Below are 24446 nucleotides of genomic sequence, written 5' to 3' on the forward strand. Positions count from 1 at the left end.
AAAAGAAACGGTGCTCAGAGCACCGTTGCGATAAAGTTTCTGACGCGTCCGTTGTCCGGATCGTCGAGTACCTGCTGCGTCGGGCCAGCCGCCACAATTTTGCCGCTCTCCATAAAGACGATGTTATCGGCGACCTCGCGGGCAAATCCGATTTCATGGGTGACAACCACCATGGTGATACCGGAATGCGCCAGCTGTTTAATGACCTGCAGCACTTCACCCACCAGTTCCGGGTCAAGCGCCGAGGTCGGTTCATCAAACAACATAACGCCAGGATCCATCGCCAGTGCGCGGGCAATCGCAACGCGCTGCTGCTGACCACCGGAAAGGTTTTGCGGCCACTCATCTTCGCGACCAGACAGCCCCACCTGTTTCAGCAGCACCAGTGCTTTGCTGGTCGCCTGATGGCGACTCTGCTTTTTCACCCGCATCGGCGCATCCGTGATGTTCTGCAACACTGTACGGTGCGGGAACAGGTTAAATTGCTGAAACACCATGCCGATTTCCGCCCGCTGGCGTGCAATGGCACTGCTGTTGAGTTCGTGCAGCGCCTGGCCTTTTTGTCGGTATCCCACCATCTGGCCGCCGATACGGATGGTGCCACCATCCAGCTTCTCAAGGTGATTAATGCAGCGCAGCAGCGTGGATTTACCGGAGCCGGATGGCCCCAGAATCACCGTGACCGACCCGGCAGGTATATCCAGGTTAACGTCGTCGAGGATGGTTACGCCAGAGAAGCGCTTGGTGACCCTGCGCAGTGCAATTGCTTCAGCCATTGCTCACACTCCTTTGCGTTTTCGGCAGCGAAAAGCGCGGCAACGACGGCCAGAGGCTGCGCTTTTCACGCCGCGTGACACCGCGGCCAAAATAACGCTCCACGTAATACTGGCCCACCGACAGCACTGAGGTCATCAGCAGATACCACAGAGTGGCGACCAGCAGCAGCGGGATCACTTCATAGGTGCGCTGATAGATAATCTGCGCCGAAAACAGCACATCCTGCAGAGAAATCACTGACACCACTGCCGTGGTTTTCAACTGGCCAATGATCTCGTTACCCGCTGGCGGCATAATGGCGCGCATCGCCTGCGGTAAAACGGTATGACGGAAAATCTGAGCCGGGCGATATCCAAGCGCTCGTGCCGCTTCAATCTGCCCATTACCCACGCTCTGGATACCCGCGCGCACAATTTCTGCGGCATAGGCGGACTGATGCATGACCAGCGCGATCACTGCCGCACTAAACGGGCTGACCAGCGCGTTGGATTGTGCACTCCAGATCTCACCTAAACCGGGAATCGACAACGCTATTCTGGGATAGAGCGCCGCGATGTTGTACCAGAGAAACAGCTGCACCAGCATCGGCACACCACGGAAAAACCAGGTGTAGGCCCAGCTCACCGCAACCAGAACCGGGTTTGATGAGAGACGCATCAGCGCCAGCACCGTGCCGAAGGCAAAGCCCAGCACCACTGAAATGGCGGTGAGCTGCAGCGTCATTAACACCCCCTGCAGAATGGAGGGCGCAGTGAAGTTTTCTGCGATGATCCCCCACTCAAAGCGCGGATTGTTAATCATCGAATGTGCCATCGCCACCACGCACAACAGCACCACCAGCGCACTCAGCCAGCGTCCGTAGTAGCGTTTACTGACGATTTTCAGATCGTCAGTGTGGTTCTGAATCTCACTCATTTAAAAATCTCTTCGTTGCGTCGGGCTTCGGTCACAGCACCAAATCCGATTCCCCAGTTATCGAGGATTTTCCGGTAGCTGCCATCTTTGATTAATGAGTTCAGCGCGGCCTGCACGGCAGGTTCAAGCGGAGAGGCTTTTGGGAAAGCGACAGAGACCGGTGCATCGTTAACGGTGATTTCGCCGCTCATGGTCAGCGGTTTGATTACCTTAACCTGCCACAGAAGCCCCTCATAGGGACCCAGGAACAGCGGTACGCGCCCGCTGACCACCGCCTGCACGCCAGCCGGACGATCCGGGAATATCGCTACCTTGATGGGCTGCTTACCTGCGGCCTCACAGGCTTTACTGGCTTCTTCCAGCCGCGTAACCTGGGTGGTACCGGAACCGGCGCCGACCTCTTTGCCGCAGACGTCACTGAGTGATTTAAACGGGGCGATACTGGCGTCTTTTCGGGAAATAATTCCCAGCAGGCTGGCGTTGTAGTAGCCGACAAAGTCGATCTGTTTCAGGCGGGTCGGTGTGGCATTTATGTTCGACAGCGCCACATCGTAACGTCCGGTTTTCAGACCGGGAATGATGTTGTCGAAGCCGCCCGTGTCGCGCCACTCTACCGCGATACCCAGACGTTCACCCACCGCATTCATGATGTCGATTTCGCGACCGGCCAGCGTCTTATTATCTTCTTTATAAAAGGTAGTTGGCGGCGTATTCGGGTTTGTTCCTGCCACAATGTAGCCACGCTTGAGGATATCCGCAGGAATCAGCGTTTTCAGCGCCGGATCGGCTTTAACATGTATGCTGCTGTCAGCAGGCACTGAGGGTTCTGCCGCAAAGCTGACGGATGCGTTGAGCACGAGTGTGAAAAGGGTCATTCTTTTTATCAATTTCACCGGAACCTTTCTCCTGATATTTAAAATGTTCCCCCAGAGGGAAAAGCGATCGTGACCTGTTGTCAGCGCTGAAAGAAAGCCAGATAAGCGGCGGGCTCCAGAGCTTTTATCATCCTCGTAACGTTCTGTTGTCATTCTCAGTGAAGACCGGCGGCGATCACAAATGCTAAAACCGGGAATATTTTGCTGGAATATGGCAATGGCGCGCGTTGCGAGGCTGTTGAACAGGCGCTGGCATCCTGTGACCGAAGAGATGAGCAGTTTGGTAAGGATTGGCGAGGCGAGAAAACGTCATACTGCGGTTAATTAATTGGCACAGCCAGGCTCTGATGATTAATAAAAATATAATTTCATTGATAAGTATTTATTGAAAAATCATCCCTCTGCGCCTGACCGATTCTTTTATCCGGGACTTATTTGATCAAAATCAATAACTATTTATTCAGGTAATGTAAAGACTGCAGCAGGCACGGGAATCATAATTTTAATCAAAATTATCAATACATTACACGAAGTAAATCAAAGATTAGCAGGCAGATAGTTTCCCTTGAGAATAATGAAAGCCTCAATAATCAGATCATTGAGTAAGCATAAATAATATTAAAGATTAGTCTGGCGCTGACGATAAGAAGATTATCTTTGAATTATTTAACAGCCTCTTCTCTGCTTCTGATATCTCACTAAAGGTGAACCTTATGGGCCTTGCTCAACGCATCTCCGATATTAAAATTGGGAAAAAACTGGGCGTCGGTTTTATCGTCGTCATTGCTGCCTCCCTCGCCATTACTTTTATCGCTTTCGATTGTTTTCGCAGTATTAAAGACAACTCCGCCCGGCGCACGATTACCGTGGAGATGGTAAACACGTTAAGCAAGGCACGCCTTAACCGCACCCTCTACCAGTACACCAAAGATCCCAAATTTGCCACGCAGAACGTTCAGGCCCTGAAGGAGTTAGATGCCCTTTATAAACGGCTGGATGGATTCAAATGGGATGAGATGGGCCAGCAGAAAGTCGCGCTGATGGGGCAGTTACTTAACGATTATCAGAATCAGCGCCAGACATTCGTGACGGCTGCGCAGGCGACAAGCAGCGCCTTTGATGCCATTAAACCGGGTGCCCTGATTGCGCTTGCGCATCAGTTTGAATCACTCGATATGGCTCTGACACCCGATGCGGCGCTGCCGGTCATGCACCTGGCCGCAGCGCTGTTTGATGCGGCCAATGTTGAAAAAGCGTTTCTCGATAAGCCGTCTGAGGCCAGCAGAGAGGCGATTCTTGAAGAATACACCGCTATCAACACCCTGAGCGAGCAACTGGATATTTTCGCCCAGCCGAATATTAATGACGTAACGCGAAATGTGCTCAGCACTCTGACGCAGCAACGCCAGGCTTTAACGCGCTATGTCGATGCGACAGAGAAAGAAAAGAGCGAATCGGCGGGCCTGACCACCACCGCAGAGCGGCTCAATGCGGTGGTCTCCGATACCTTTGCCTATCAGTCCCAGCTATCCTCTGAATTTATCAAACAGGCGGAGTGGCGCATTGCTTTTGCCGCGCTGATTTGTGTGGTGCTGAGTCTGCTGATTGCCTGGCGGATCACCCGCAACATTACGCTGCCATTGAAAGAGACGCTGAACGCAGCGCAACGTATTGCCAGCGGTGATTTAACAACCTCACTGAAAACCACACGTGGTGATGAGTTAGGTCAGCTGATGCAGGCGGTAGATGCAATGAACATCAGCCTGCAGAATATCATCACCAACGTGCGTGATGGCGTCAGCAGCGTGGCGCGTGCCTCGGCGGAAATCGCGGCAGGTAATACCGATCTTTCATCCCGCACAGAACAGCAGTCTGCCGCAGTGGTTCAGACCGCGGCCAGCATGGAAGAGCTCTCTTCAACGGTGAAACAGAATGCGGAGAACGCTCACCATGCGAGTCAGCTGGCGACAGACGCGTCAGTGAATGCCGGACGTGGTGGCGAGATTATCCGTGACGTTATCGAAACCATGAACAACATCAGCCAGAGTTCTGGCAAAATCGGCGAGATCATTCACGTCATCAACAGCATCTCTTTCCAGACCAATATTCTGGCCCTTAACGCCGCCGTCGAAGCGGCACGAGCCGGAGAGCAGGGTCGCGGATTTGCGGTGGTTGCCGGTGAAGTCAGAAATCTGGCCCAGCGCAGTTCACTGGCCGCCAAAGAGATTGAAACGCTGATACGCGAGTCACTTGATCGGGTTCATGATGGTTCTGAGTTTGTGGAACGCGCCGGTACCACCATGGATGACATCGTCCGCTCTGTCAGTCAGGTTAAAGATATTATGGGTGAAATTGCTGCCGCCTCTGACGAGCAAAACCGCGGCATTTCTCAGATCGCCACGGCAATGGCCGAGATGGATACCACGACGCAACAGAACGCCGCGCTGGTTGAAGAGTCCTCCGCCGCAGCCAGCTCACTGGAATCTCAGGCTGATGAACTGGAAAAAACAGTGGCCGTATTCCGTCTCTCTCCCGGACAAAGCAGCGTCAGCCGGGGCGCACCTGCCCTGTCGCCGCGTTTAGTGCCCGCAGTGCCCGTTAATGCATCAGCAGACTCAAGCTGGGAAAGCTTTTAACGGTTAGCGAAGCGTTAATTCTGTCTGACCGTAAATAGAGCCAGCCTTAATTGATTGAGGCTGGCTGAAATAACAGCCCTCTTCAGACAAATAAGTGATCTGATTAATCAGAAGATAATAAGCCGTAGCGGTTAACGCGGGAATGACAGGGTCAGGCGAGCATCCGGAAACTGAGGGAAGGTCATATTTCGGCCACGACAGCTGAAACAAGCTGGCTCGTGCCTGATGATTCCGGTTTATATCCCGGCTGGCTTTGAAATGAGGATAGAAAAGAATCGCGATCGGTCTGTACAGAAAGCGATGGAGAGAGAGTTGTCGTCCCTGACAGCTTCTCCGGCCGGTCTACGCTTTCGCGCAACCGATGAGGTCATCCGCTTCGTCGTTTTCCGGCCGGAGCCGGACTACGTCCATTGGCATCAGTTCCGTTACTGCTAGTTCAGCTCTTCGTTCAGGCTTGCAAGCGTCTGCAGGTACGGCACCTGCTGTTGAGCAATCGCCGATGACTCAAAACTACTCAGCCAGCTTCTGGCTTCGGCGATTTTCGTCAGCCGATCCGCGTTGCTTTCAGATTTCGCCATATAACCCAGTTGGGTAAAGAGTGTTGCGATACTGATTTCTTTTTCACCCAGGGCAAGGCTTAGTGCCGCTTCGCCAATAATGACGTGGCCTTTCTCGTCGTTTTGAAATAACACAGAAAATCCTCCATTAGATACGAATTGATGACAACCTCACCAGAGACTGTAGTCGTAAAAGAGAGAACTGCCCGAATTTATCACTAAAAATCGCGCAACTTGCTGAACAAATGTACTTAATGTTTTTTTTCCGGATTGTTCTGTTTGTCTCTGCCGCCCTTCCTGTCAGACTTGCTTTTAAATTCACGATGGGATGTCACCATGAAACTTTCCATTCTCCTTACGCTGCTGGCTGCGACGGTCTGCTCCGTTTTTGCTGCCCATGGCAAATTTGAAACGCAGCAGGCTGGCCAGTCACTCTTCACGCAAAGCGGGGAAACGATCAGCGAAGAATAATGGCTGCGCGCAGCATCGTCAGTGACCGGCCAATCGGTTATGATCCGTTGCCATTTACCTGCCGGTTGCCCGATGTCTGCCATTATCGATACGTTTATCGCCCCGCCCTGCTTTGATGAGATAACCCTTCTCTTTCAGGACGACCATCTGCTGGTGATCAATAAACCCAGCGGTTTGCTGAGCCTGTCAGGCAAAAATCCGCAAAACCTCGATTCGGTGCATCATCGGCTGGTGAAGCTTTTTCCTGGCTGCGCGCTGGTTCATCGGCTCGATTTTGGCACCTCCGGGCTGATGGTCGTCGCACGCAGCAAAACGATTAATGCGGCACTCTGCCAGCAATTCAGCCAGCGCAGCGTGCGTAAAGCTTATCAGGCGCTGCTGTGCGGGCACCTTGCCGATGACGAAGGCGTCATTGATGCCGCGATAGCGAAAGATCCGGCGCAGTTTCCCCGGATGGTGATTTGCCCGATCCAGGGGAAACCTGCGCGCTCACGCTACCGGGTCATAGAACGCGGTTATTATCAGGAAAAAAAGGGAAAGGGATTGCCGGTCACGCGGGTTGAACTGATGCCGGAAACCGGGCGCACCCATCAGCTGCGCATTCACTGTCAGCAGCTGGGGCACCCGATTCTGGGCTGTGATCTCTACGGCGGGCTTTTGCTGCCTGGCGCAGATCAGGCAGAGAGACTGATGCTGCACGCCAGCGGATTGACGTTTGTTCATCCTGTCAGCGGCAGCACGCTGCAACTCTCTGCCGACAGCCCGTTCTGAATGCGTCAGCGCGCTGTTACCACATCAAATCATCGGGCACTTTGAAATCAGCATAAGGATCATCTTCGTCCTGTGCTTCTTCACTTAATGCACTGTTTAATACGATGGCACTGGCATCACGCTGCGCAATTTTATCCGCTACGCTGGCCGGGATGATGGCGTACTGGCTCTCGCCATTATTGTCAGCCGCCAGGCGGGCAATGGCGAGACGCCCATTGATCAGCTGAGTCTGCGTCAGCTTATCCACCATAATCTTTTTGATCAGGTTATTGTCGGTGAAGTTGAAGCTGATGTTGCCTCTTGCCACGTCAATTTTGTTCATTTCGATCAGCTGTTTGACCTGCGCTTTGTACTCTTTAGACAGCACAGCCAGCTTCTGCTGCTCGTTCAGCTGCTTATCCCGCTCAAGCTGCGCTTTTTTGTTATCTTCCACCGCCGCTCTGGCTTCACGTGCCTGAACCCTGGATTTCTTCGCTGTCCGCTGAACCTTGTCCATTTTTTTGCTGGATACTAATCCCGCTTTCAGCATCTGCTCTTGCAAGGTGAGTTTTGTCATTGTCGTCTCTGAACCTGTGAAATAATGTCCGGGATTATACCTGTAATCGTCCGGGCTGTACCAGGTTGCCGCATCTGCCGCGCCCGCGATTGCGGGCAGCCTCTCAACACTGTGCTAACATTCCCCGGTCAAAATCACCTTATTGAGCACCATGTCAGAGCTAACAAAACGTAAAAATGACCCTGAAGGGCTGAAAAAACGCATTATCGCAGGCGCACTGAAAACCTTCGCGGAGTTTGGTATGCAGGGTGCCAGGCTGGAGCAGATTGCTGAGCATGCGCAAACCACTAAACGCATGGTGGTCTATCACTTTGGCAGTAAAGAGCAGCTTTATATCCACGTGCTGGAGCAGGTTTATCAGCAGATACGTCAGCATGAAACCGGCCTGAACCTGGCGGCGATGGAGCCGGAACTGGCCATGACCCGCCTGGTGGAAGCCAGTTTTGATTACCATGTCGAGCATCCCGATTTTATCCGGCTGGTCTGCAGTGAGAACCTGTTGCGCGGGCGCTACATCACCCAGTCGCCGCAGATTAAAGCCCTTAACCGCAGCGCGCTGGATCTGCTGGATGACATCCTGGCACGCGGTCAGCAACAGGGCGTGTTCACTGCCGATGTGCAGACCATCGATGTCCATCGCCTGATCAGCAGTATCTGCGTTCATCACGTCTCAAACCGCTACACCTTCAACGCCCTTTTCAGCCCGGACAACAGCGAAGCAGAGAGTATCCGCCGCAATCGTCAGCTGGCTGTAACCGCAACGTTACGCTATATCCGCAAATAATTGCCCGCAGGCCGGGCTGCGCTTAGCCATAGTCTACGCTTACTGATACTTGTCACTAAAATGCAATAATAAGGAATGCTGTTGTGAGCAGAGATGCACGCCTCTATCCGCTTCGTCAGACCCATGTTGAACCCGATGATGATGCGCTGTGGAACTGGGCGCAGAACGCGCAAATCGGCAGCCGTCACCAGGTTCAGCGTCCCGCCAGTGAAGCGGAATTACAGAGACTTATCCGGGAGTCACACGGCCAGATTCGGGTGATCGGCAGCAAGCTGTCGCCTGGTCGTATGCTGCATGTCAGTGATGACGATGTGCTGCTCGATCTCAGCGCCCTGAGCGGCCAGCTTGCCAGTGATGAACAGAGCGTGACCTTTGGTGGCGCGACCCCGCTTGAGCAGGTCTATCGCAGCCTGACCGAAATGAACCGCATGCTGGCTTCATCACCAGGCGTGATTGCCATTCAGACGCTGGCGGGCGCGATGGCGACCGGAACGCACGGCCAGGGATTGCAGCAGAGTTCGATTGCCGACGAAGCGCTGGCAATCAGAATGGTGCTGGCTGATGGCAGCGTGCGCGAATTTGTTCGTGGCGAAGCTGATTTCCCGGCAGCGCAGGTCTCACTGGGCGCATTAGGCATTGTTACCGCGGTAACCCTGCGTACCCAGCCGTTTAGCATCTTCACCTGCCACAAAAATGCCGTCTCCGCCGATACCCTTGAAGAGGATCTGCTGTGCTGGAACAACGACTATCCGCTGAGCAAAGCCTGGTGGTTTGTCGATGACAACCTGATGCACGTCTGGAACGCCCATGAGGCGAGTGATGAAGAGCGTCAGCGCTACGAAGCGCAGGGTCGTCAGGTGGTGGAACATGACGGCGAAGTTGACGAAAGCCTCAACGACACCATCGACCAGACGCTGGCGCATATGCACCGCGATACGCAGATTGAGGGCAAAGGGGGAAAACAGTTTCGCACCGTCACCCGTTTTCGTGATTTCACCGATGTTACCGGTGATATTTACCAGCTCTTCTGCCGCGGCATTGCGGTGCCGCAGATCAATGTGGAAATCGGCGTGCCGCTGGCAAAAACCCCGGCCATCATTCGCCGCATTAAGCAGTGGTATGCCGGGAACCGCCCGCATATGCACTACCCGATTATCCTGCGCTGCACCGGTGCATCATCGGCCTGGCTCAGTCCGGCCGCTGACCAGCCAACCTGCTTTTTCGGCTTCGTGGTCTATTACGCCGACGATGGTTCGCTGTCACAGGAAGGCCTGCACTTCCTGACGGAAGTGGAAAAACTGCTGGCCGAAGAGGGCGGACGCCCGCACTGGGGCAAATATTACGATGAAGAACGTTACAACTGGCGTGAGATCTATCCGCAGTGGGACGCCTTCCGCGCCCTGCGCAGCCAGCTCGACCCAAATGGCCGACTGGGTAACGACTACATCACGCCACTTTTTGACTGATTGAGGAAAGTTATGTTTGCCTGGGTAACGCTGTTAACTCAACCCGATTATCTGGTGGGCGTGAAAGCGCTGCACCGTTCGCTGCAACAGAGCCACAGCCAGTGGCCGCTGGTGGTGATGACCACGCCGGCGATTTCAGCGTCTGACTGTCAGATTTTGCAGGATGAGGGCTGTGTCATTAAACCGGTCGAGCCCCTCTATCCGCGCGACGATCTGGATCAGCACTACGCATCGGCGCAGTTCGGCGAAGTCTGGACCAAGCTGCGCGCCTGGCAGCTAACCGATTATGAGCGCGTCGTGTTTCTGGATGCCGATATGCTGGTCCTTCAAAACATGGATGAGCTGTTTACCCTGGATCTGGGCGATAACCCGCTCGCCGCCTGTCACGCCTGCCGCTGTAATCCCAACCAGATTGCCTCTTATCCGGCAGAGTGGCAGCCTGAGCAGTGCCACTATACCTGGCAGGCGCGCGGAGAGAAGGCGCCAGAGAGTGTGGATCTTTACCTGAACGGCGGTTTTCTGGTGTTGAAGCCCGATAATGCGATGTTCGACGCACTGGAAAAGCGTATTGCCGCCATTGATGATCTCAGTAACTATCCCTTCTCCGAGCAGGATCTGCTGAACGAAGTGTTTGCCGATCGCTGGAAGCCGCTCTCTTACATCTACAATGCCTTGAAAACGCTGCCGTTTCAGCATAGCGGTCTCTGGCACGATGATGAGGTGAAGAACCTGCACTATATTCTGGCAAAACCGTGGAAACGCGATCTCAGCCAGCCCGAGAGTCAGCGCGATCGCTTTTATGCGCTGGATAAATTGTGGTGGGAAAAAAGCGGTCTGATCTGATTGGCTGTGGGCGGGAAGCCAACGTTTCCCGCCCTGCCCGCCAGTGTTAATCAACACATCGGCAATACCCTCTATCCCTCTGATTCTGCCTTTACCTCAATCCAGCGGCGTTGCACTGCTGAGTGAGCAATCGCTTCCAGCACCTTCTGAACCTGCAATCCCTCAGCAAAATCGGGCCACATGCGGTCGCCCGCTGCGATGCCGTTGATCAGGTCGCGAATCTCCACCGTTTTCTGATCGTTAAAACCGATGCCGTGCCCGGCAGAAACGCAGAAGTTCGCGTAATCAGGGTGTGCTGGTCCGGTCAGGATAGTTTTAAATCCCTGACGCCCGGCCGGTTCGTCATGCAGATAAAGCTCCAGCTCCGCCATGCGCTCCTGGGTGTAGCGCAGTGTGCCTTTGGTGCCGGTGACAACGTAAGTCAGTCCCATCTTTGCACCACAGGCGATGCGTGAGGTTTCAATCACGCCGTGCGCACCGTTATGGAAGCGAAGCAGCGCGCTGGCCTGATCTTCGTTTTCGACCGGTAACTGCCGCGCAGGCTCTTTCGGGTCGGGCCGGGAGGCGATCACCGTCATCATGTCGCCGCTGACCTCAGCAATGTCACCAACCAGGTAGTGCGCCATATTAACGATATGCGCCGCCAGATCGCCAAGCGCACCGAGGCCTGCCAGCGCTTTCTGACAGTGCCAGTCGAGCGGCGTTTCCGGTCTGGCGAGATAATCCTCGTTATGGGTGCCGTAGAAATGCACCACGTCGCCTATCTCACCATTGGCAATGATCTCTTTCGCCAGCTGGCTGGTGGGGTTTTTCATATAGTTGAAGCCTACCAGCGTTTTAACCCCTGCCGCATCGGCTGCCGCCACCATCTCCTGCGCATCCGCCACGCTTAACGACAGCGGCTTTTCTGAATAGACGTGTTTGCCGTGGCGTATCGCCTCCAGCGCCATCTCTTTATGCAGGAAGTTGGGGGCGCAGATATCCACGACATCAATCGCCGGGTCGCTGACCAGCGCGCGCCAGTCACCCGTCGAGCGCGCGAAACCAAAGGTCGCCGCCTGACGGGCGGCCAGCTCGGGGTTCACTTCAGCCAGCATCTCCCGCACGATTTCGCCTTTTAGTGCAAATACGGTGGGGGCCTGCGCATAAGCAATCGCGTGGCAGCGTCCGATATAGCCGCTGCCAATCATGCCGATTCTGACTTTGTTCATTTCAACTCCAGAGATTCAGTTCAGGGTTGAAATGGAATCTACGTTTCGTTTTTATTGCTGACAAAGCCAGAATCCACACTTTGTGACGCCCGTAAAAAACTATCCGGTTAAATCACGCGCCTGGCCGCCTGACAAGGGCTATACAGCGCCATAACACCTCATAAAAACCTCAGTTTTACACGTGCCGTTTTGCCGGATGAGTCAGCTGCACAGGCCGCTCTTTCAGTGCTTAAAACGCCATAGTGGCGACTATTTCAGCAGCCGCGCTAATTTATGAAAAAGAGCTTTGACATGGCCCGGCGTGGCCGTTACTATGCGCCCCGTTCAAACGATTCCTCTGTAGTTCAGTCGGTAGAACGGCGGACTGTTAATCCGTATGTCACTGGTTCGAGTCCAGTCAGAGGAGCCAAATTTGAAAAGCCTGCTTAGGAAACTAAGCGGGCTTTTTGCATTTTATACTTCTTATAAAATTTCTGCGTCTTACTCAGTCTGTTTCCTCTTCAAATTCCCCGTTCTTTTCGTTAGTGCCTGATACTTAGACATTCGGTTCCGCCCTCACTTAAAGGTTCATTTCTGACCCCTACATCTCATGCTCTCTTTAACAAATGCATTAACAGTGGCTTAAAGTGTCATAAATGACCTTTCATCCGCATATTTCACACTCTGGCTGTAAGCTGAGAAGATGCTGCCGTTAATAGGTTCAAAAATGACCCTTTTAGTACTATAGTCGGACCATATCGTTTCAAAAACGTACTGAAATTGCAGAAAAGGTCAAAAATGAACCTTGATGAGATTAAATCTTCGCTGCTAAGCCTTTCTGAGTCAGATCGGCAAAAGGTATTGGCGGGGTTCGCTTTGAGTAGAGAAGCCACAACAGAAGCAATAAATGCGGACAAACCGGACACCCGATCGGAGCTGAGAGATCTGACGTTTCCGACACTGCCACAACTACTGGCCAATGAACTCAAACGACAAAACATCACCTATGAAGAGATGGCGATTCAGATTGGTGTATCACTCTCAACATTTAAACGACTGATTGCCAGACCATCTTCTGCAAAGGCAATAAATCTTCACGCCTTACTTAAAGAACTGGGTATAAAAGTATGGCTCGAAAAATAGAGGTGTGGCTTTACAACACGCTGGCAGGGACGCTGAGTGAAGGGCATAACGGTTATACTTTCTGCTACCTGCCTACTTATGTCGGCTGTGCGATATCTCTCAGCATGCCGGTAAGACCTGAGCCCTATTTAAGTGAAGAGCTACATCCCTTCTTTAAAGGTTTAGCGCCGGAAGGCTGGTTGCGAAAACGCTATTCTGAAATTCAAAAAATTGATGATAAAGATCTGTTCGGCTTACTGATGGAAAATGGCAACGATTTGCTTGGGGCAGTCGTCTTTAAAGAGATAACATCATGAATTCAGAACGCTGCCTGATCACATTAAAACGGCTTAAAGAATCTGAGCTAAAAACTGGCTACTCAACAAAAGGCATCCGGCATCTGCTGGGTAGTCTGAATGTGGCTCTTAGCCTGCCGTTTACGCGCAGTCAGTTTATTCAGGAACTCCCTGAACGTCAGAAAGGCATGAGCATTTCAGGCTATCAACCCAAACTGTCGCTTCGCCTGGCAAAGGGAGAACTGGTGGTCGTCAGCAATGATGGCACCTATATCCTGAAACCCTCTCCGGAAGAATACCCACACCTGGCAGAAAACGAGCATGCCACTATGTGCGTCATGCAGCGTCTGAAATTTGACGTCCCCCCGTTCGGGCTGATGCCATTCAGACACGATGAAAATCGGCCAGAAGAACTGGCGTTTGTCATTAAAAGGTATGACCGGACAGCGTCAGATAACGCGAGATTACATCAGGAACAGCTGGATGGCGCGATGGGTCTCGGCGATAAATATGGCAGGATTGATAATCATAAGGCCATCAGTTACGAGAAAGCCGCTAAATTCCTGAATACCAGAGTGAACAGCAGTTTAAGGAGTAAACGTGACCTCTTTTTGCGCATCGTGTATGCCTATGTGCTGGGAAACAATGATTTTCATCTGCGCAATATCGGGATTATCCTGCCTCCGCAGGGTTCACCCTGGCTGGCCCCGGTTTATGACTTTATCAGCGTTGTGCCCTACCCTGCAGCGTTTGGAGAGTATTTATCTTTGCCCCTGCTGGAACGTGAAGAAAATGATGCAGGAAACGCACCGGGGATCAATTCAGAGTACGGAGAATATCTGGGTGCAGACTTTATCCTGCTTGCCCAGGGTATGGATATTAATCCGACACTGGCACGAAAATGGCTTTCCGAGGTGGTGAGTTATCATCAGCTTATTATCGATACTTATAATGAAAGTCATATGCCTGAATCGCAGCGGGAAGCCGTACTTGACTACGTGGCCCGAAGAATCACGTTACTGGCAGTGACCGAAATTTAAATGATGCCATTAACCTGTTGTGCCTGGGTTGTAAAAGGATAGTTAAGCGGTCGAATAACTCACCTGCTCTCATAAAAAAACCCGCTAATATCAGCGGGTTTCAGGTTTTACAACGTCAACAGCAATCAGAGTTCAAACCGATCCAGATTCATCACTTTGGTCCAGGCGGCAACAAAGTCTTTAACGAATTTTTCACGGGCGTCGCTGCTGGCGTAGACTTCCGCCGAGGCGCGTAACACCGCATTGGAGCCAAACACCAGATCGGCGCGCGTGGCGGTGAAACGGGTTTCGCCAGTGACGCGATCCCGTCCAATGAATTTCTCATTGGTCGAATCAGCGGCTTTCCACTCGGTGCGCATATCCAGCAGATTCACGAAGAAGTCTGTGTTCAGCGTCCCTGTGTGGTGCGTGAAGATGCCGTGCTGGCTGCCATCAAAGTTAGCACCCAGCGCACGCATCCCACCAACCAGCACCGTTAACTCCGGCACGGTCAGGGTCAGCTGCTGCGCTTTATCGATCAGCAGATTTTCGGTGGTGGTTTTGCCGAAGCCAGTACCGTAGTTACGGAAACCATCTGCACGCGGTTTCAGCAGATCGAATGACTCGATATCAGTCTGATCCTGACGCGCATCAACACGGCCCGGAGTAAATGGCACGTCAATTTCAACGCCAGCTGCTTTCGCCGCCTGCTCAACGCCGACCACACCCGCCAGCACAATCACATCTGCCAGTGAAGCCTTGTGCGCTTCACGCTGCACCGCTTCCAGCGTCGGCAGCACGCGTGCCGCGACGGCATTGACGTCCCACTCACGCTGCGGCAGCAACGCCAGGCGGGCACCGTTGGCACCACCACGTTTGTCGCCGCCACGGAAGGTTGATGCCGAGGCCCAGGCAACCGAAACCAACTCGCTGACGCTGAGGCCGGTTGCAGCGATTTTCTCTTTCAGCTGCGCGATATCCGCCACGGTTGGATGATAAACCGGTGCAGGCAGCGGATCCTGCCAGATCAGATCTTCCTGCGGGACTTCAGGTCCGATGTAGCGCGCTTTTGGCCCCATATCACGGTGAGTCAGTTTAAACCAGGCACGGGCAAAGGCTTCGTTGAACGCCTGCGGATCGTTGTGGAAACGACGCGAAATCTTTTCAAACTCCGGGTCAAATCGCAGCGTCAGATCGGTCACCAGCATGGTCGGCTTGTGTTTCTTCGCGGCGTCAAACGCATCCGGGATAATATCCGGGGCATCAGCTGCCACGAACTGGATGGCACCGGCCGGGCTGCGCGTCTGAACCCACTCATATTTGAACAGGTTCTCGAAGAAGTAGTTACTCCACTGGGTTGGCGTCTGAGACCATATTACTTCCAGACCGGAGGTAATCGCATCTGCGCCAACGCCCGTGCCGTGGCTGTTGACCCAGCCCAGGCCCTGCGCCTCAATCGGTGCAGTTTCCGGATCGACACCGACGTGGCTGGCCGGTGCGGCACCGTGGGTTTTACCCAGCGTATGTCCACCAGCAATCAATGCCACGATCTCTTCGTCGTTCATGCCCATGTTGCCGAAAGTGGCGCGAATAGCCGGGGCCGCAGAGGCAGGATCGCCGCTGTGTTCCGGACCTTCCGGGTTCACGTAGATCAGACCCATTTCGGTAGCGCCCAGTGGCGACTGCGCCAGGGATTCCGGGTGACGGTGTTCCAGCCAGGCGGCTTCTTCACCCCAGTTCACATCCATATCCGGTTCCCAGACATCTTCACGTCCGGCACCAAAGCCGAAGGTACGGAATCCGGAGTTTTCCAGCGCGACGTTGCCCGCCAGAATGTAGAGGTCGGCCCAGGAGATCTTCTGACCATATTTCTGTTTAACCGGCCACAGTAAGCGGCGCGCTTTATCCAGACTGACGTTGTCTGGCCAGGAGTTTAGGGGTGCGAAGCGTTGCTGACCACGACCTGAACCACCGCGTCCGTCCACGGAGCGATAGGTTCCGGCGCTGTGCCAGGCCATACGAATAAACAGGCCGATGTAGCTGCCCCAGTCAGCGGGCCACCAGGCTTGTGACTCGGTGAGCAACCCTTTGATGTCAGCTTTCAGCGCTGAGTAATCTAATTTGGCAAATTCTTTACGGTAATCGAAGGATTCATCAAGCGGGTTCGAACGGGATGAGTGCTGGTTCAGCAGGTCAACCCGGAGTTGATTAGGCCACCAGTCGCGGTTGGTTGTTCCGCCTCCCGGCGCCTGATTTTCCTGAGAAGGCTTACCGGCATGAAAAGGACATTTGCCCTCGGGCGCTTCGCGATCGGCTTCGACAATAGGCTTTGCATCTTTTGCATCTTCATCAATGGAATTGCTCATGGTCACACCTCTTTTTTGTATTTTCATCGCTACTCTATAGAGGATTTTCAGGATCGCACACCTGTCTCATCCTATCTGTTTGATAGCTTTTACCTTTTTATACACCTTCTTCAAAAGCTTAAAACAATGAATTGACGGTTACTGCCAGGCTGCAGAGAGCAGCGAAGCGGCAACCGTCACCCTGAGACTATTCCGACAGCGCCGGTTTCACAACTGCCGTTTTGCTGCCCGGCAGGCGGATGCGGAACCAGATAGCGTACATTGCGGGCAGGAAAACCAGCGTGATCAGGGTGCCGCCCAGCGTCCCACCAATCAGGGTATAGGCCAGCGTTCCCCAGAACACCGAGTGGGTCAGTGGAATAAACGCCAGAATCGCCGCCATTGCCGTCAGCAGCACCGGACGGGCACGCTGCACTGTCGCTTCGACCACTGCATCAAAGGGTGCCAGACCCTCCTGTTCATTGTGGTGGATCTGCCCTATCAGAATCAGCGTGTTACGCATCAGTATGCCCGACAGGGCAATCAGCCCGACCAGTGCATTGATACCAAAAGGCTGACTGAACAGCAGCAGCGTCGGCACGACGCCAATCAGCCCGAGAGGCGCAGTCAGAAAGACCATGATCATCGCCGACAGAGAACGCACCTGCAGAATGATGATCAGCAGAGTGATCGCAATCATGATCGGGAACAGCGGGGCCATCGCCTGGGTCGCTTTACCGGACTCCTCTATTGAACCGGCCAGTTCAATGCGGTAGCCCGCGGGCAGCGTCGCGATGATCGGTTGCAAGGCTTTGTTCAGCGCCGTCGAGACGTCAGGCGGCTCCAGGGAATCGGCGATATCACCCCGAACGGTGATGGTCGGCGTGCGGTCGCGCCGCCGCAGCACGGGATCTTCCATTTTCACCTGCACATCACCAATCTGCGATAAGGGGATACGCTGACCCGCGGTGCCCACCAGCGTGAAGTCGGCGATTTTAGCCGGATCGAGGCGGGCTTCTCCGGCCGCACGCCCCACCACCTGGACCGAGCGGATATCTTCCCGCACGGTAGTGACAGGCACGCCCGACAGCAGAAACTGTAATTGCCGGGCGACGTCACTGGATGTCAGCCCCACAGCCTGCAGCCGGTTCTGATCCAGTGAGAAATGCAGCGTCGGCACGGGGGCGCCCCAGTCGGTATTCACCGTCCTCATCATCGGGCTGGCCCGCAGGACCGCTTCCACCCGATCGGCAATCGCGCGCAGATGGGCCGGATCAGGCCCCATCACCCGCCACGCCACCGGATAAGGGGAGTATGGGCCAAACACCAGCTGCGTTACACGAACCTGCGCTTCAGGCACCAGACCGCTGGCAATGGCGGCGCGCAGCTGCGTTTTCAGTGCCTCACGCGCGTCCTGACTGTCGGTCAGTACCACCAGCTTAGCAAAGGCCGGATCGGGCAGTTCCGGTGCCATCGCCAGATAAAAACGCGGTGGCCCCTGACCAATATAGGTGGTGACGATTTTTGCCTGCTGCTGCTGTTTAAGCCATGTCTCAACCTTTTCAGCCGCTGCGCGGGTCTGTTCTATGGCGCTGCCGTAGGGGAGCTGAACTTCAACCAGCACTTCAGGCCGGTCTGAGGTCGGGAAAAACTGTTTTTTCACCAGCGCCATACCGAGCACAGCGGCGATAAACAGGGCAATCACCACGCCTGCCACCCAGCCTTTACGGGCAATCACGCGGGTCAGCAGGCGGCGAAAGCGGTTGTAGTGGCGGGTGTTGTAGATCGCTGTGTGACCGCCTTCTACCGTTTTGATGGCTGGCAGCAGCTTTACGCCGAGATAAGGGGTGAACACCACCGCGACGATCCAGGAGGCGATCAACGCGATGCCGACTATCCAGAACATATTGCTGGTGTACTCGCCCGCCGTGGACTGCGCAAACCCATTGGGCATAAACCCGACGGCCGTAACCAGGGTGCCTGCCAGCATTGGTGCCGCCGTATGACTCCAGGCATAGGCAGAAGCCTTAATGCGGTCGTAGCCCTCTTCCATTTTCACTACCATCATCTCAATGGCGATAATGGCGTCGTCCACCAGCAGGCCCAGCGCCAGAATCAGCGAACCCAGCGTGATGCGGTCAAAGTTTTTGCCGGAAGCCTCCATCACCACAAACACCACCGCCAGGGTGAGCGGCACCGCAGCCGCGACCACTACCCCGACACGCCAGCCCATGCTGACAAAGCAGACCACCATCACCACCAGCAACGCCACGACGAACTTAACCATAAATTCATCAACCGCCGAGCGGATATTGACGGACTGATCGGTGACCTGAGTCAGTGAGAGCCCCAGCGGCATCGCCTGGTTAATGCGGGCGGTTTCAGCCGCCAGTGCCTTGCCGAGTTCCAGACCGTTCCAGCCTTCACGCATTACGATACCCAGCAGCAGCGCCGGTTCGCCCTGATTGCGCACCATAAAGGTGGCGGGATCTTCGTAACCCCGGGTCACCGTAGCCACGTCCGCCAGCTTCAGGCTTCTCCCCTGCGCCACAATCGGCGTCTCACGGATTTTTTCCAGTCTATCGAACGCGCCATCCAGGCGGATAAAGACCTGTGGCCCCTGCGTATCAATCGATCCCGCTGGCGTCAGGACATTCTGATCGTTCAGCGCAGCAAAAATTGCCTGCGGGGTGATGCCGAGTGTCGCCAGTCGATCGTGTGAAAACGACACATAGATGCGTTCACTCTGCTCACCGATGATATTGACCTTTTTCACGCCAGGCAGATGCAGCAGTCGCTGACGCAGTGATTCCGCTTCACGAACCAGCAGGCGCTGCGGCTCCCCTTTTGCCTTCAGCGCCAGCAGTGCAAAGGTCACGTCGGAGAACTCGTCGTTGATCATCGGCCCGATGACCCCGGCAGGCAGATTTCTGCTCTCATCACCCAGCTTCTTACGCGCCTGGTAAAACTCCTCCTGAACCTGGGAAGGCGGCGTTTTGTCCTGCAGGGATAACATAGTGAAAGCCAGACCGGGGCGCGTGTACGTCTCGCTACGGTCATACCACCTCAGCTCCTGCAGACGCTTTTCCAGCGGCTCGGCCACCTGATCCTGCATCTCCTGAGCCGTCGCACCCGGCCAGGCGGAGATAATCGTCATCTGTTTTACGGTGAACGGTGGATCTTCTGCCCGTCCCAGTTCGAAAAAGGACAAGACGCCCGCCACGGTAATCAGGATGATCAGAAACAGCGTAATAGCGCGCTCGCGCACGGCCAGCGCTGACAGATTAAAGCGTCCCTGGCTCATGGCTGGCTCCCGGCAACGGCAGCGTCATCGGGGCGCACGCGCTCCCCCTGCTGCAACAGATGCGCGCCCAGCGCCACTATCTGATCGCCAGCATTAAGCTGACCCGTGACGGTGGCCGCCTCGTCACTTATCGACACCACCGTCACCGGCCGCCAGGCAACGGTAGCGGGCTGGCCGGTAATATCCCAGACGCCTGGCCCTTTACCGGCATCGTAGATCGCCGCCAGCGGAACCTGCAGCAGCGGTTGCAACGGTTTATTCGGCAGCGTGATTGTGACGGTGGCTCCCAGCGGTGCGCTGGCCAGTGCGCCCTCCAGCACATATCTCGCCTCAAAGGTGCGCGTCATCGGATCGGCCACATCAGCCAGTTGGCGCAGCCGGGCAGAAACCGGCGCACTGCCCGCACCATACAGCGTTGCCTTTGCCTCACTTCCCACTGCCGGGCGCAGGGTCTCTGGCAACTGAACACTTGCCTCGCGCTGTCCGGCTCTGGCCAGTCTGATGACAGCCTCACCGGCACTCACAACCTGACCCGGCTCCGCCAGCGTTGCCATCACCACGCCATCGTCATCAGCCAGGAGCAGCGCATATCCGCTGGCGTTACCTGCCACGCTGGCCTGCGCCTGGGCGGCTTTCAGCTCAGCCTGAGCGGTGGCCGCAGCGGCCCGAATCTGGTCGTATGCCGACGCAGAAACTGCCCCGGTTGCCACCAGAGTGCGGTAACGCGCCTGATCGGCGCTGGCCTGTCTGACGCGTGCCTGCGCGGCGGCAACGGCCTGCTGCTGAGCCTGGGCCTGCAGCCGGAGATCTGCCGGGTCGAGCCGCATCAGCGGCTGACCGCGCTTCACCCGCTGGCCGCTATCCACCAGCCGTTCGAGGATTTTTCCTGAGACCCGAAAGCCGAGGTCGCTCTGAACCCGGGCAACCACGACGCCACTAAACACACGGCTGCCATCGGTGGCGCTGATGACCTTTGTGACCCTGACCAGCGGCGGCTGCGTGCGCGGATCGTCTTTGGGTGAATTATCCCGGCAACCCGCCAGCGCCAGTGGCAGCAGACAAACAACCAGAATGGCAGGATTGAACCTGAGCATAGATTACCTTCAACAGTAAGCAGGAGAGTGCCGCCATTCTCTTATCATGTGACCAATACTGTCAATAGTCACAAATTGCGTAAAGGCATTGTCCGTTCATACAGGTTATGAAAACACGTTAAACCAGGGAAATGCGTTGATGAAGGGTTCAGGCCTACCCTGAGCAGAGGAAACATCCCATTCAGCAACAAGTGACGAAATAAATCATAAGTCACAAAACCTGCATATTCCGGACATTAGAAACAGAGTGACGAAAAGGCTCTGCCAGGGCCTGGAATGGCTCGCCAGAGAGAAGTTCAGAGAGGATAAAGCAGAAAAAACGGGGAGTGATGACGCGCGTTTACAGCAGAATCACCGCAGGCGCTATGTCATCTGCGCCTGCGGTGGATCTCACAGCGCCCTGCTCTTCAGGGCGCTCTGTCACTTAACGCCAGCCGAGTTCCGGGGCGACATACTTCAGGATCGCCTCAATCACATGGGCGTTGTAGGCGACACCAAGCTGGTTAGGCACGGTGAGCAGCAGGGTGTCGGCTTCGGCAATCGCCTCATCCTGCGCAAGCTGCTTAATTAACGCCTCTGGCTCTGCGGCATAGCTGCGGCCAAAGATAGCGCGGGTTTTCTCATCGAGAAAGCCCACGGAATCCTGGTCGTTACCGCTGCGGCCAAAGTACGCGCGGTCCATATCATTCACCAGCGCAAAGATGCTGCGACTGACCGAGACGCGTGGCGCATGCTGATGCCCCGCCGCTTTCCAGGCCTCACGGTAGGCGCGGATCTGTTTTGCCTGCTGAATGTGGAACGGCTCGCCGGTTTCATCATCTTTCAGGGTTGAACTTTGCAGGTTCATGCCCATTTTTGCCGCCCATTCTGCGGTGGCGTTGGAGCCGGATCCCCACCAGATGCGGTCGCGCAGGCCTTCAGAGAGCGGCTCAGGACGCAGCAGGCCTGGCGGATTGGGGAACATGGGCTGTGGATTGGGCTTAGCAAAACCTTCGCCGCGCAGCACCTCCAGAAACTCTTCGGTGTGACGACGGCCCATATCCGCATCGCTTTCTCCCGCTTTCGGTTCAAAGCCGAAGTAACGCCAGCCATCGATTACCTGCTCAGGTGAACCGCGGCTCAGACCCAGTTGCAGACGACCATTGGAGATCAGGTCTGCCGCGCTGGCGTCTTCCACCATGTAGAGCGGGTTTTCGTAGCGCATGTCGATGACACCGGTGCCGATCTCAATCGTTTTGGTGCGCGCTGCAACGGCAGCCAGCAGCGGAAACGGCGAGCTGAGCTGGCGGGCAAAATGATGGACGCGGAAGTAAGCGCCATCTGCGCCCAGCTCTTCGGCGGCGACCGCTAAGTCGATCGATTGCAGTAACACATCCTGCGCGGTACGGGTGGCGGACTGAGACGAAGGCGTCCAGTGACCAAAGGATAAGAAGCCAATATTTTTCATCTGTATTTCTCCTGACAGGCGGTAAACGCCCGTGGATGCAAGGCGATTTCTGATAGAGAAAGGTTACGCCCCCGGAGCCGCCACTGATAGTCAATATCTTTCAGCGCCATATTCAGGAATTTCGACATAGCTAAGCAGATTATCCACTTTGCCTTTGCCCGCCCTTTCTTTCACTGTTCAGATTCCCGCTTCCGCTGTCAGGTGAATCATGCACACCGGTTATCTCTCTCTACAGCAGCGCGCCTGGCTTAAAGCGCGCGCACGCAGCTGGCTCTGGCGCAGCGAACTGCCGACCTGGCTGCTAATCGGTGTGATCTATGGCGGCTGGTTTTCGGTGATGCTGAACGCGCAGACGCTGGGACGGCTGCCCGCCACCCTGCTGCTGATCGTCTTCACTGGCTGGTATATGTCGCTGCAGCATGAGCTGATCCACGTCCATCCCACGCGCTGGCCGCGGGTGAATCAGCTATTTGGCACTCTGCCGCTGGCGGTCTGGTATCCCTACGGACTCTATCGCGATTCTCATCTGGCCCATCATCGCAATCACACCCTGACCGAGCCGGATGAGGATCCGGAAACCTACTACCTCTCCGCTGCTCGCTGGGCGAAGTTACCGCGCTGGCAGCAGCAGCTGATTCATCTGCGTAACACTTTTTTGGGACGGTTGCTGCTCGGCCCGCTGCTGGATGTGGCGGCGACCTTCGGCGGGATGTGGCAGGCACTGCGCGGTGGCGATCGATCCGCGATAGCGATGTGGCTGCTGCACGGGACGCTGCTGGCACTGCTGTTTTTCTGGATGGCGCGGCAGGGATTTTCACCGCTGTGGTATCTGCTGGCGGTGAGTTATCCGGCGCTGGCGCTGACCAAAGTGCGATCCTTCTATGAGCATCGTGCGGCGGACGATCCGCTGGCACGGTCGGTGAATAATGAAGCGGCGTGGCCGTGGCGCATGCTATTCCTGAATCTGAACTACCATTCAGTGCATCACGACCTCCCCGGCGTCCCCTGGTATGGCCTGCGCCGCCTCTATCTGCGCGATCGCGAGCATTACTACCACCGCAATCACGGCTTTCGCGTGGCGGGCTATCGGGTCTGGCTGCGTCAGTTCTGGGTCAGACCGGTCGGGGTCAATGTCCATCCGGGACGATCAGCGGAGAAAACGCATGAATAACCTGCTCGCCTTGCCGATGTATGCGATTCACCCGCCCGCCACACGGGCACTGATGCAGGCTGTGGTTGCCCTGCTGACGCAGCACGGCATCGCTACGCAGCCGGTCTGGCCTGAGGACCTGCTGACACACTGGCAGGATAACCGGTTGTTGCTGAGCCAGACCTGCGGCTATCCGCTGGTCAGCCAGCTTCCTGCGGTTCAGCTGGTCGGCACCTTTCACTATCAGGCCACAGGCTGCACCGGCCGTGACTATCGCAGCTGGCTGGTGGCGCGGGACAAACAGGCGACGCTGGCCGATTTTAACGGCCAGCGGGCCGTAGCTAACAGCCTGGACTCTCACTCCGGCTATAACGCGCTACGGTTTGTGGCTGCGCTTCAGGGCGTGAGGTTTTCGCAGCTGCTGCTGAGCGGCGGGCATCGTCAGTCGCTGGCGGCGCTGCGCGATTCACAGGCGGATATCGCGGCTATCGACTGCGTCAGCTGGGCGCTGCTGGCGCGCTATGAGCCGGATGCGCTGCGCGGCCTGCATATCATCGGTGAGACGCCAGCCGCACCCGGATTGCCGTTGATCACGGCAGCCCCGACGTCAGTGGACCGGCTGGAGAGACTCCGCACGGCACTGCATCAGCTGGTGAACGATCCCACCTGGCGCACCGTCTGCGACGATAACCTGATCGGCGGATTCAGCCCGGTGCAGCGAGACGATTATCAGGGCGTGCTGGCGTGGGAACAGCAGGCTGCCGCGCTGGGCGTCACCCGGCTGTAACACACCCCTCTGTTTCGCCCTGCTGACCGGGCAGGGAAAAT

The 24446-nt window shown here is 55.5% G+C and carries 21 protein-coding genes and 1 tRNA gene; 11 read left to right on the top strand and 11 right to left on the bottom strand.

Annotated elements, in window-relative coordinates:
• Positions 1 to 14: 14 nt before the first annotated feature.
• Genes AC6I8B_RS12450 through AC6I8B_RS12460 form a run of 3 tightly spaced genes read right to left on the bottom strand, consistent with a single transcriptional unit; the run spans position 15 to position 2567 of the window.
• Positions 15 to 776, bottom strand: a complete 762-nt coding sequence (locus AC6I8B_RS12450) for an amino acid ABC transporter ATP-binding protein (RefSeq protein ID WP_157352526.1) — start codon at positions 774 to 776, stop codon at positions 15 to 17.
• Positions 769 to 1692: an amino acid ABC transporter permease gene (locus AC6I8B_RS12455; RefSeq protein WP_010247951.1), complete on the bottom strand. Its 924-nt coding sequence runs from the start codon at positions 1690 to 1692 to the stop codon at positions 769 to 771. The genes AC6I8B_RS12450 and AC6I8B_RS12455 overlap by 8 nt, the downstream gene beginning before the upstream one ends.
• Positions 1689 to 2567, bottom strand: coding sequence for an ABC transporter substrate-binding protein (locus AC6I8B_RS12460; protein ID WP_010247954.1), 879 nt, complete (start codon positions 2565 to 2567; stop codon positions 1689 to 1691). The genes AC6I8B_RS12455 and AC6I8B_RS12460 overlap by 4 nt, the downstream gene beginning before the upstream one ends.
• 713 nt (positions 2568 to 3280) lie before the next feature.
• On the opposite strand from AC6I8B_RS12460, the gene AC6I8B_RS12465 reads away from it, so the two are divergent.
• Positions 3281 to 5203, top strand: coding sequence for a methyl-accepting chemotaxis protein (locus AC6I8B_RS12465; RefSeq protein WP_033767721.1), 1923 nt, complete (start codon positions 3281 to 3283; stop codon positions 5201 to 5203).
• Positions 5204 to 5634: 431 nt separating this feature from the next.
• On the opposite strand, the gene AC6I8B_RS12470 is transcribed toward AC6I8B_RS12465, so the two are convergent.
• Together AC6I8B_RS12470 and AC6I8B_RS12475 are read right to left on the bottom strand one after the other, a co-directional pair.
• On the bottom strand, positions 5635 to 5895 hold the full coding sequence (locus AC6I8B_RS12470) for a hypothetical protein (RefSeq protein WP_497817449.1): 261 nt from the start codon (positions 5893 to 5895) through the stop codon (positions 5635 to 5637).
• Positions 5896 to 6011: 116 nt separating this feature from the next.
• Entirely contained in the window at positions 6012 to 6314 is a 303-nt protein-coding gene (locus tag AC6I8B_RS12475; RefSeq protein WP_154210388.1) for a hypothetical protein, read from the bottom strand.
• Here AC6I8B_RS12475 and AC6I8B_RS12480 point away from each other — a divergent pair.
• A complete protein-coding gene (locus tag AC6I8B_RS12480) occupies positions 6304 to 7002 on the top strand; it encodes an RluA family pseudouridine synthase (RefSeq protein ID WP_033758322.1) in 699 nt (232 codons plus the stop codon). The two genes, AC6I8B_RS12475 and AC6I8B_RS12480, sit on opposite strands and share 11 nt — an antisense overlap.
• Positions 7003 to 7018: 16 nt before the next feature.
• Here the strand turns inward: AC6I8B_RS12480 and AC6I8B_RS12485 are convergent, their stop codons facing one another.
• A complete protein-coding gene (locus tag AC6I8B_RS12485) occupies positions 7019 to 7558 on the bottom strand; it encodes a DUF2058 domain-containing protein (protein ID WP_010247968.1) in 540 nt (179 codons plus the stop codon).
• Positions 7559 to 7709: 151 nt separating this feature from the next.
• On the opposite strand from AC6I8B_RS12485, the gene AC6I8B_RS12490 reads away from it, so the two are divergent.
• The 3 genes from AC6I8B_RS12490 (at position 7710) to AC6I8B_RS12500 (ending at position 10651) form a co-directional block, all read left to right on the top strand.
• Positions 7710 to 8342 (top strand): TetR/AcrR family transcriptional regulator, encoded by a 633-nt coding sequence (locus AC6I8B_RS12490; RefSeq protein ID WP_010247970.1) that lies wholly within the window; start codon positions 7710 to 7712, stop codon positions 8340 to 8342.
• A gap of 83 nt (positions 8343 to 8425) precedes the next feature.
• Positions 8426 to 9808, top strand: coding sequence for a D-arabinono-1,4-lactone oxidase (locus AC6I8B_RS12495; protein ID WP_332837846.1), 1383 nt, complete (start codon positions 8426 to 8428; stop codon positions 9806 to 9808).
• A gap of 12 nt (positions 9809 to 9820) precedes the next feature.
• A complete protein-coding gene (locus AC6I8B_RS12500; protein WP_157352529.1) occupies positions 9821 to 10651 on the top strand; it encodes a glycosyltransferase family 8 protein in 831 nt (276 codons plus the stop codon).
• A 71-nt stretch (positions 10652 to 10722) separates the two neighbouring features.
• On the opposite strand, the gene AC6I8B_RS12505 is transcribed toward AC6I8B_RS12500, so the two are convergent.
• Positions 10723 to 11862 carry a Gfo/Idh/MocA family protein gene (locus AC6I8B_RS12505; RefSeq protein ID WP_157352532.1) on the bottom strand — a complete coding sequence of 380 codons (1140 nt, stop codon included), beginning with the start codon at positions 11860 to 11862 and terminating at the stop codon, positions 10723 to 10725.
• 333 nt (positions 11863 to 12195) lie between these two features.
• Here AC6I8B_RS12505 and AC6I8B_RS12510 point away from each other — a divergent pair.
• The 4 genes from AC6I8B_RS12510 to AC6I8B_RS12525 all read left to right on the top strand — a co-directional run bounded on the left by AC6I8B_RS12510 (position 12196) and on the right by AC6I8B_RS12525 (position 14299).
• Positions 12196 to 12271, top strand: a tRNA-Asn gene (locus AC6I8B_RS12510).
• A gap of 368 nt (positions 12272 to 12639) precedes the next feature.
• On the top strand, positions 12640 to 12984 hold the full coding sequence (locus AC6I8B_RS12515; protein WP_157352535.1) for a helix-turn-helix domain-containing protein: 345 nt from the start codon (positions 12640 to 12642) through the stop codon (positions 12982 to 12984).
• Positions 12969 to 13280: a HipA N-terminal domain-containing protein gene (locus tag AC6I8B_RS12520; RefSeq protein WP_124890102.1), complete on the top strand. Its 312-nt coding sequence runs from the start codon at positions 12969 to 12971 to the stop codon at positions 13278 to 13280. The genes AC6I8B_RS12515 and AC6I8B_RS12520 overlap by 16 nt, the downstream gene beginning before the upstream one ends.
• Positions 13277 to 14299, top strand: a complete 1023-nt coding sequence (locus AC6I8B_RS12525; protein WP_157352538.1) for a type II toxin-antitoxin system HipA family toxin — start codon at positions 13277 to 13279, stop codon at positions 14297 to 14299. The genes AC6I8B_RS12520 and AC6I8B_RS12525 overlap by 4 nt, the downstream gene beginning before the upstream one ends.
• 125 nt (positions 14300 to 14424) lie before the next feature.
• On the opposite strand, the gene katG is transcribed toward AC6I8B_RS12525, so the two are convergent.
• The 4 genes from katG to AC6I8B_RS12545 all read right to left on the bottom strand — a co-directional run bounded on the left by katG (position 14425) and on the right by AC6I8B_RS12545 (position 22468).
• The gene (gene katG / locus AC6I8B_RS12530; protein ID WP_033772171.1) at positions 14425 to 16644 is read right to left on the bottom strand and encodes a catalase/peroxidase HPI; all 2220 of its coding nucleotides are present in this window, start codon (positions 16642 to 16644) and stop codon (positions 14425 to 14427) included.
• A gap of 187 nt (positions 16645 to 16831) precedes the next feature.
• Positions 16832 to 19927 (bottom strand): efflux RND transporter permease subunit, encoded by a 3096-nt coding sequence (locus tag AC6I8B_RS12535; protein ID WP_157352541.1) that lies wholly within the window; start codon positions 19925 to 19927, stop codon positions 16832 to 16834.
• Positions 19924 to 21021 (bottom strand): efflux RND transporter periplasmic adaptor subunit, encoded by a 1098-nt coding sequence (locus tag AC6I8B_RS12540; protein WP_157352546.1) that lies wholly within the window; start codon positions 21019 to 21021, stop codon positions 19924 to 19926. The genes AC6I8B_RS12535 and AC6I8B_RS12540 overlap by 4 nt, the downstream gene beginning before the upstream one ends.
• 424 nt (positions 21022 to 21445) lie before the next feature.
• The gene (locus AC6I8B_RS12545; RefSeq protein WP_010247994.1) at positions 21446 to 22468 is read right to left on the bottom strand and encodes an LLM class flavin-dependent oxidoreductase; all 1023 of its coding nucleotides are present in this window, start codon (positions 22466 to 22468) and stop codon (positions 21446 to 21448) included.
• A 208-nt stretch (positions 22469 to 22676) separates the two neighbouring features.
• Here AC6I8B_RS12545 and AC6I8B_RS12550 point away from each other — a divergent pair, with 208 nt between their 5' ends.
• Positions 22677 to 23639 carry a fatty acid desaturase gene (locus AC6I8B_RS12550; protein WP_497816339.1) on the top strand — a complete coding sequence of 321 codons (963 nt, stop codon included), beginning with the start codon at positions 22677 to 22679 and terminating at the stop codon, positions 23637 to 23639.
• Entirely contained in the window at positions 23632 to 24405 is a 774-nt protein-coding gene (locus tag AC6I8B_RS12555) for a phosphate/phosphite/phosphonate ABC transporter substrate-binding protein (RefSeq protein ID WP_157352555.1), read from the top strand. Before AC6I8B_RS12550 ends, AC6I8B_RS12555 begins: the two co-directional genes overlap by 8 nt.
• The last annotated feature ends 41 nt before the right edge of the window (positions 24406 to 24446 follow it).

Source organism: Pantoea sp. X-Soil-ISGK-285, from assembly GCF_059730815.1.

Excerpts from the sequence above, each read along its gene's own strand:
- AC6I8B_RS12455 (WP_010247951.1), bottom strand. The coding sequence starts at position 1,692 with ATGAGTGAGATTCAGAACCACACTGACGATCTGAAAATCGTCAGTAAA.
- AC6I8B_RS12480 (WP_033758322.1), top strand. The coding sequence starts at position 6,304 with ATGTCTGCCATTATCGATACGTTTATCGCCCCGCCCTGCTTTGATGAG.
- AC6I8B_RS12525 (WP_157352538.1), top strand. The coding sequence starts at position 13,277 with ATGAATTCAGAACGCTGCCTGATCACATTAAAACGGCTTAAAGAATCT.
- AC6I8B_RS12520 (WP_124890102.1), top strand. The coding sequence starts at position 12,969 with ATGGCTCGAAAAATAGAGGTGTGGCTTTACAACACGCTGGCAGGGACG.
- AC6I8B_RS12550 (WP_497816339.1), top strand. The coding sequence starts at position 22,677 with ATGCACACCGGTTATCTCTCTCTACAGCAGCGCGCCTGGCTTAAAGCG.
- AC6I8B_RS12450 (WP_157352526.1), bottom strand. The coding sequence starts at position 776 with ATGGCTGAAGCAATTGCACTGCGCAGGGTCACCAAGCGCTTCTCTGGC.
- AC6I8B_RS12535 (WP_157352541.1), bottom strand. The coding sequence starts at position 19,927 with ATGAGCCAGGGACGCTTTAATCTGTCAGCGCTGGCCGTGCGCGAGCGC.
- AC6I8B_RS12540 (WP_157352546.1), bottom strand. The coding sequence starts at position 21,021 with ATGCTCAGGTTCAATCCTGCCATTCTGGTTGTTTGTCTGCTGCCACTG.
- AC6I8B_RS12545 (WP_010247994.1), bottom strand. The coding sequence starts at position 22,468 with ATGAAAAATATTGGCTTCTTATCCTTTGGTCACTGGACGCCTTCGTCT.
- AC6I8B_RS12485 (WP_010247968.1), bottom strand. The coding sequence starts at position 7,558 with ATGACAAAACTCACCTTGCAAGAGCAGATGCTGAAAGCGGGATTAGTA.
- katG (WP_033772171.1), bottom strand. The coding sequence starts at position 16,644 with ATGAGCAATTCCATTGATGAAGATGCAAAAGATGCAAAGCCTATTGTC.
- AC6I8B_RS12505 (WP_157352532.1), bottom strand. The coding sequence starts at position 11,862 with ATGAACAAAGTCAGAATCGGCATGATTGGCAGCGGCTATATCGGACGC.
- AC6I8B_RS12515 (WP_157352535.1), top strand. The coding sequence starts at position 12,640 with ATGAACCTTGATGAGATTAAATCTTCGCTGCTAAGCCTTTCTGAGTCA.
- AC6I8B_RS12460 (WP_010247954.1), bottom strand. The coding sequence starts at position 2,567 with ATGACCCTTTTCACACTCGTGCTCAACGCATCCGTCAGCTTTGCGGCA.
- AC6I8B_RS12555 (WP_157352555.1), top strand. The coding sequence starts at position 23,632 with ATGAATAACCTGCTCGCCTTGCCGATGTATGCGATTCACCCGCCCGCC.
- AC6I8B_RS12475 (WP_154210388.1), bottom strand. The coding sequence starts at position 6,314 with ATGGCAGACATCGGGCAACCGGCAGGTAAATGGCAACGGATCATAACC.
- AC6I8B_RS12490 (WP_010247970.1), top strand. The coding sequence starts at position 7,710 with ATGTCAGAGCTAACAAAACGTAAAAATGACCCTGAAGGGCTGAAAAAA.
- AC6I8B_RS12500 (WP_157352529.1), top strand. The coding sequence starts at position 9,821 with ATGTTTGCCTGGGTAACGCTGTTAACTCAACCCGATTATCTGGTGGGC.
- AC6I8B_RS12465 (WP_033767721.1), top strand. The coding sequence starts at position 3,281 with ATGGGCCTTGCTCAACGCATCTCCGATATTAAAATTGGGAAAAAACTG.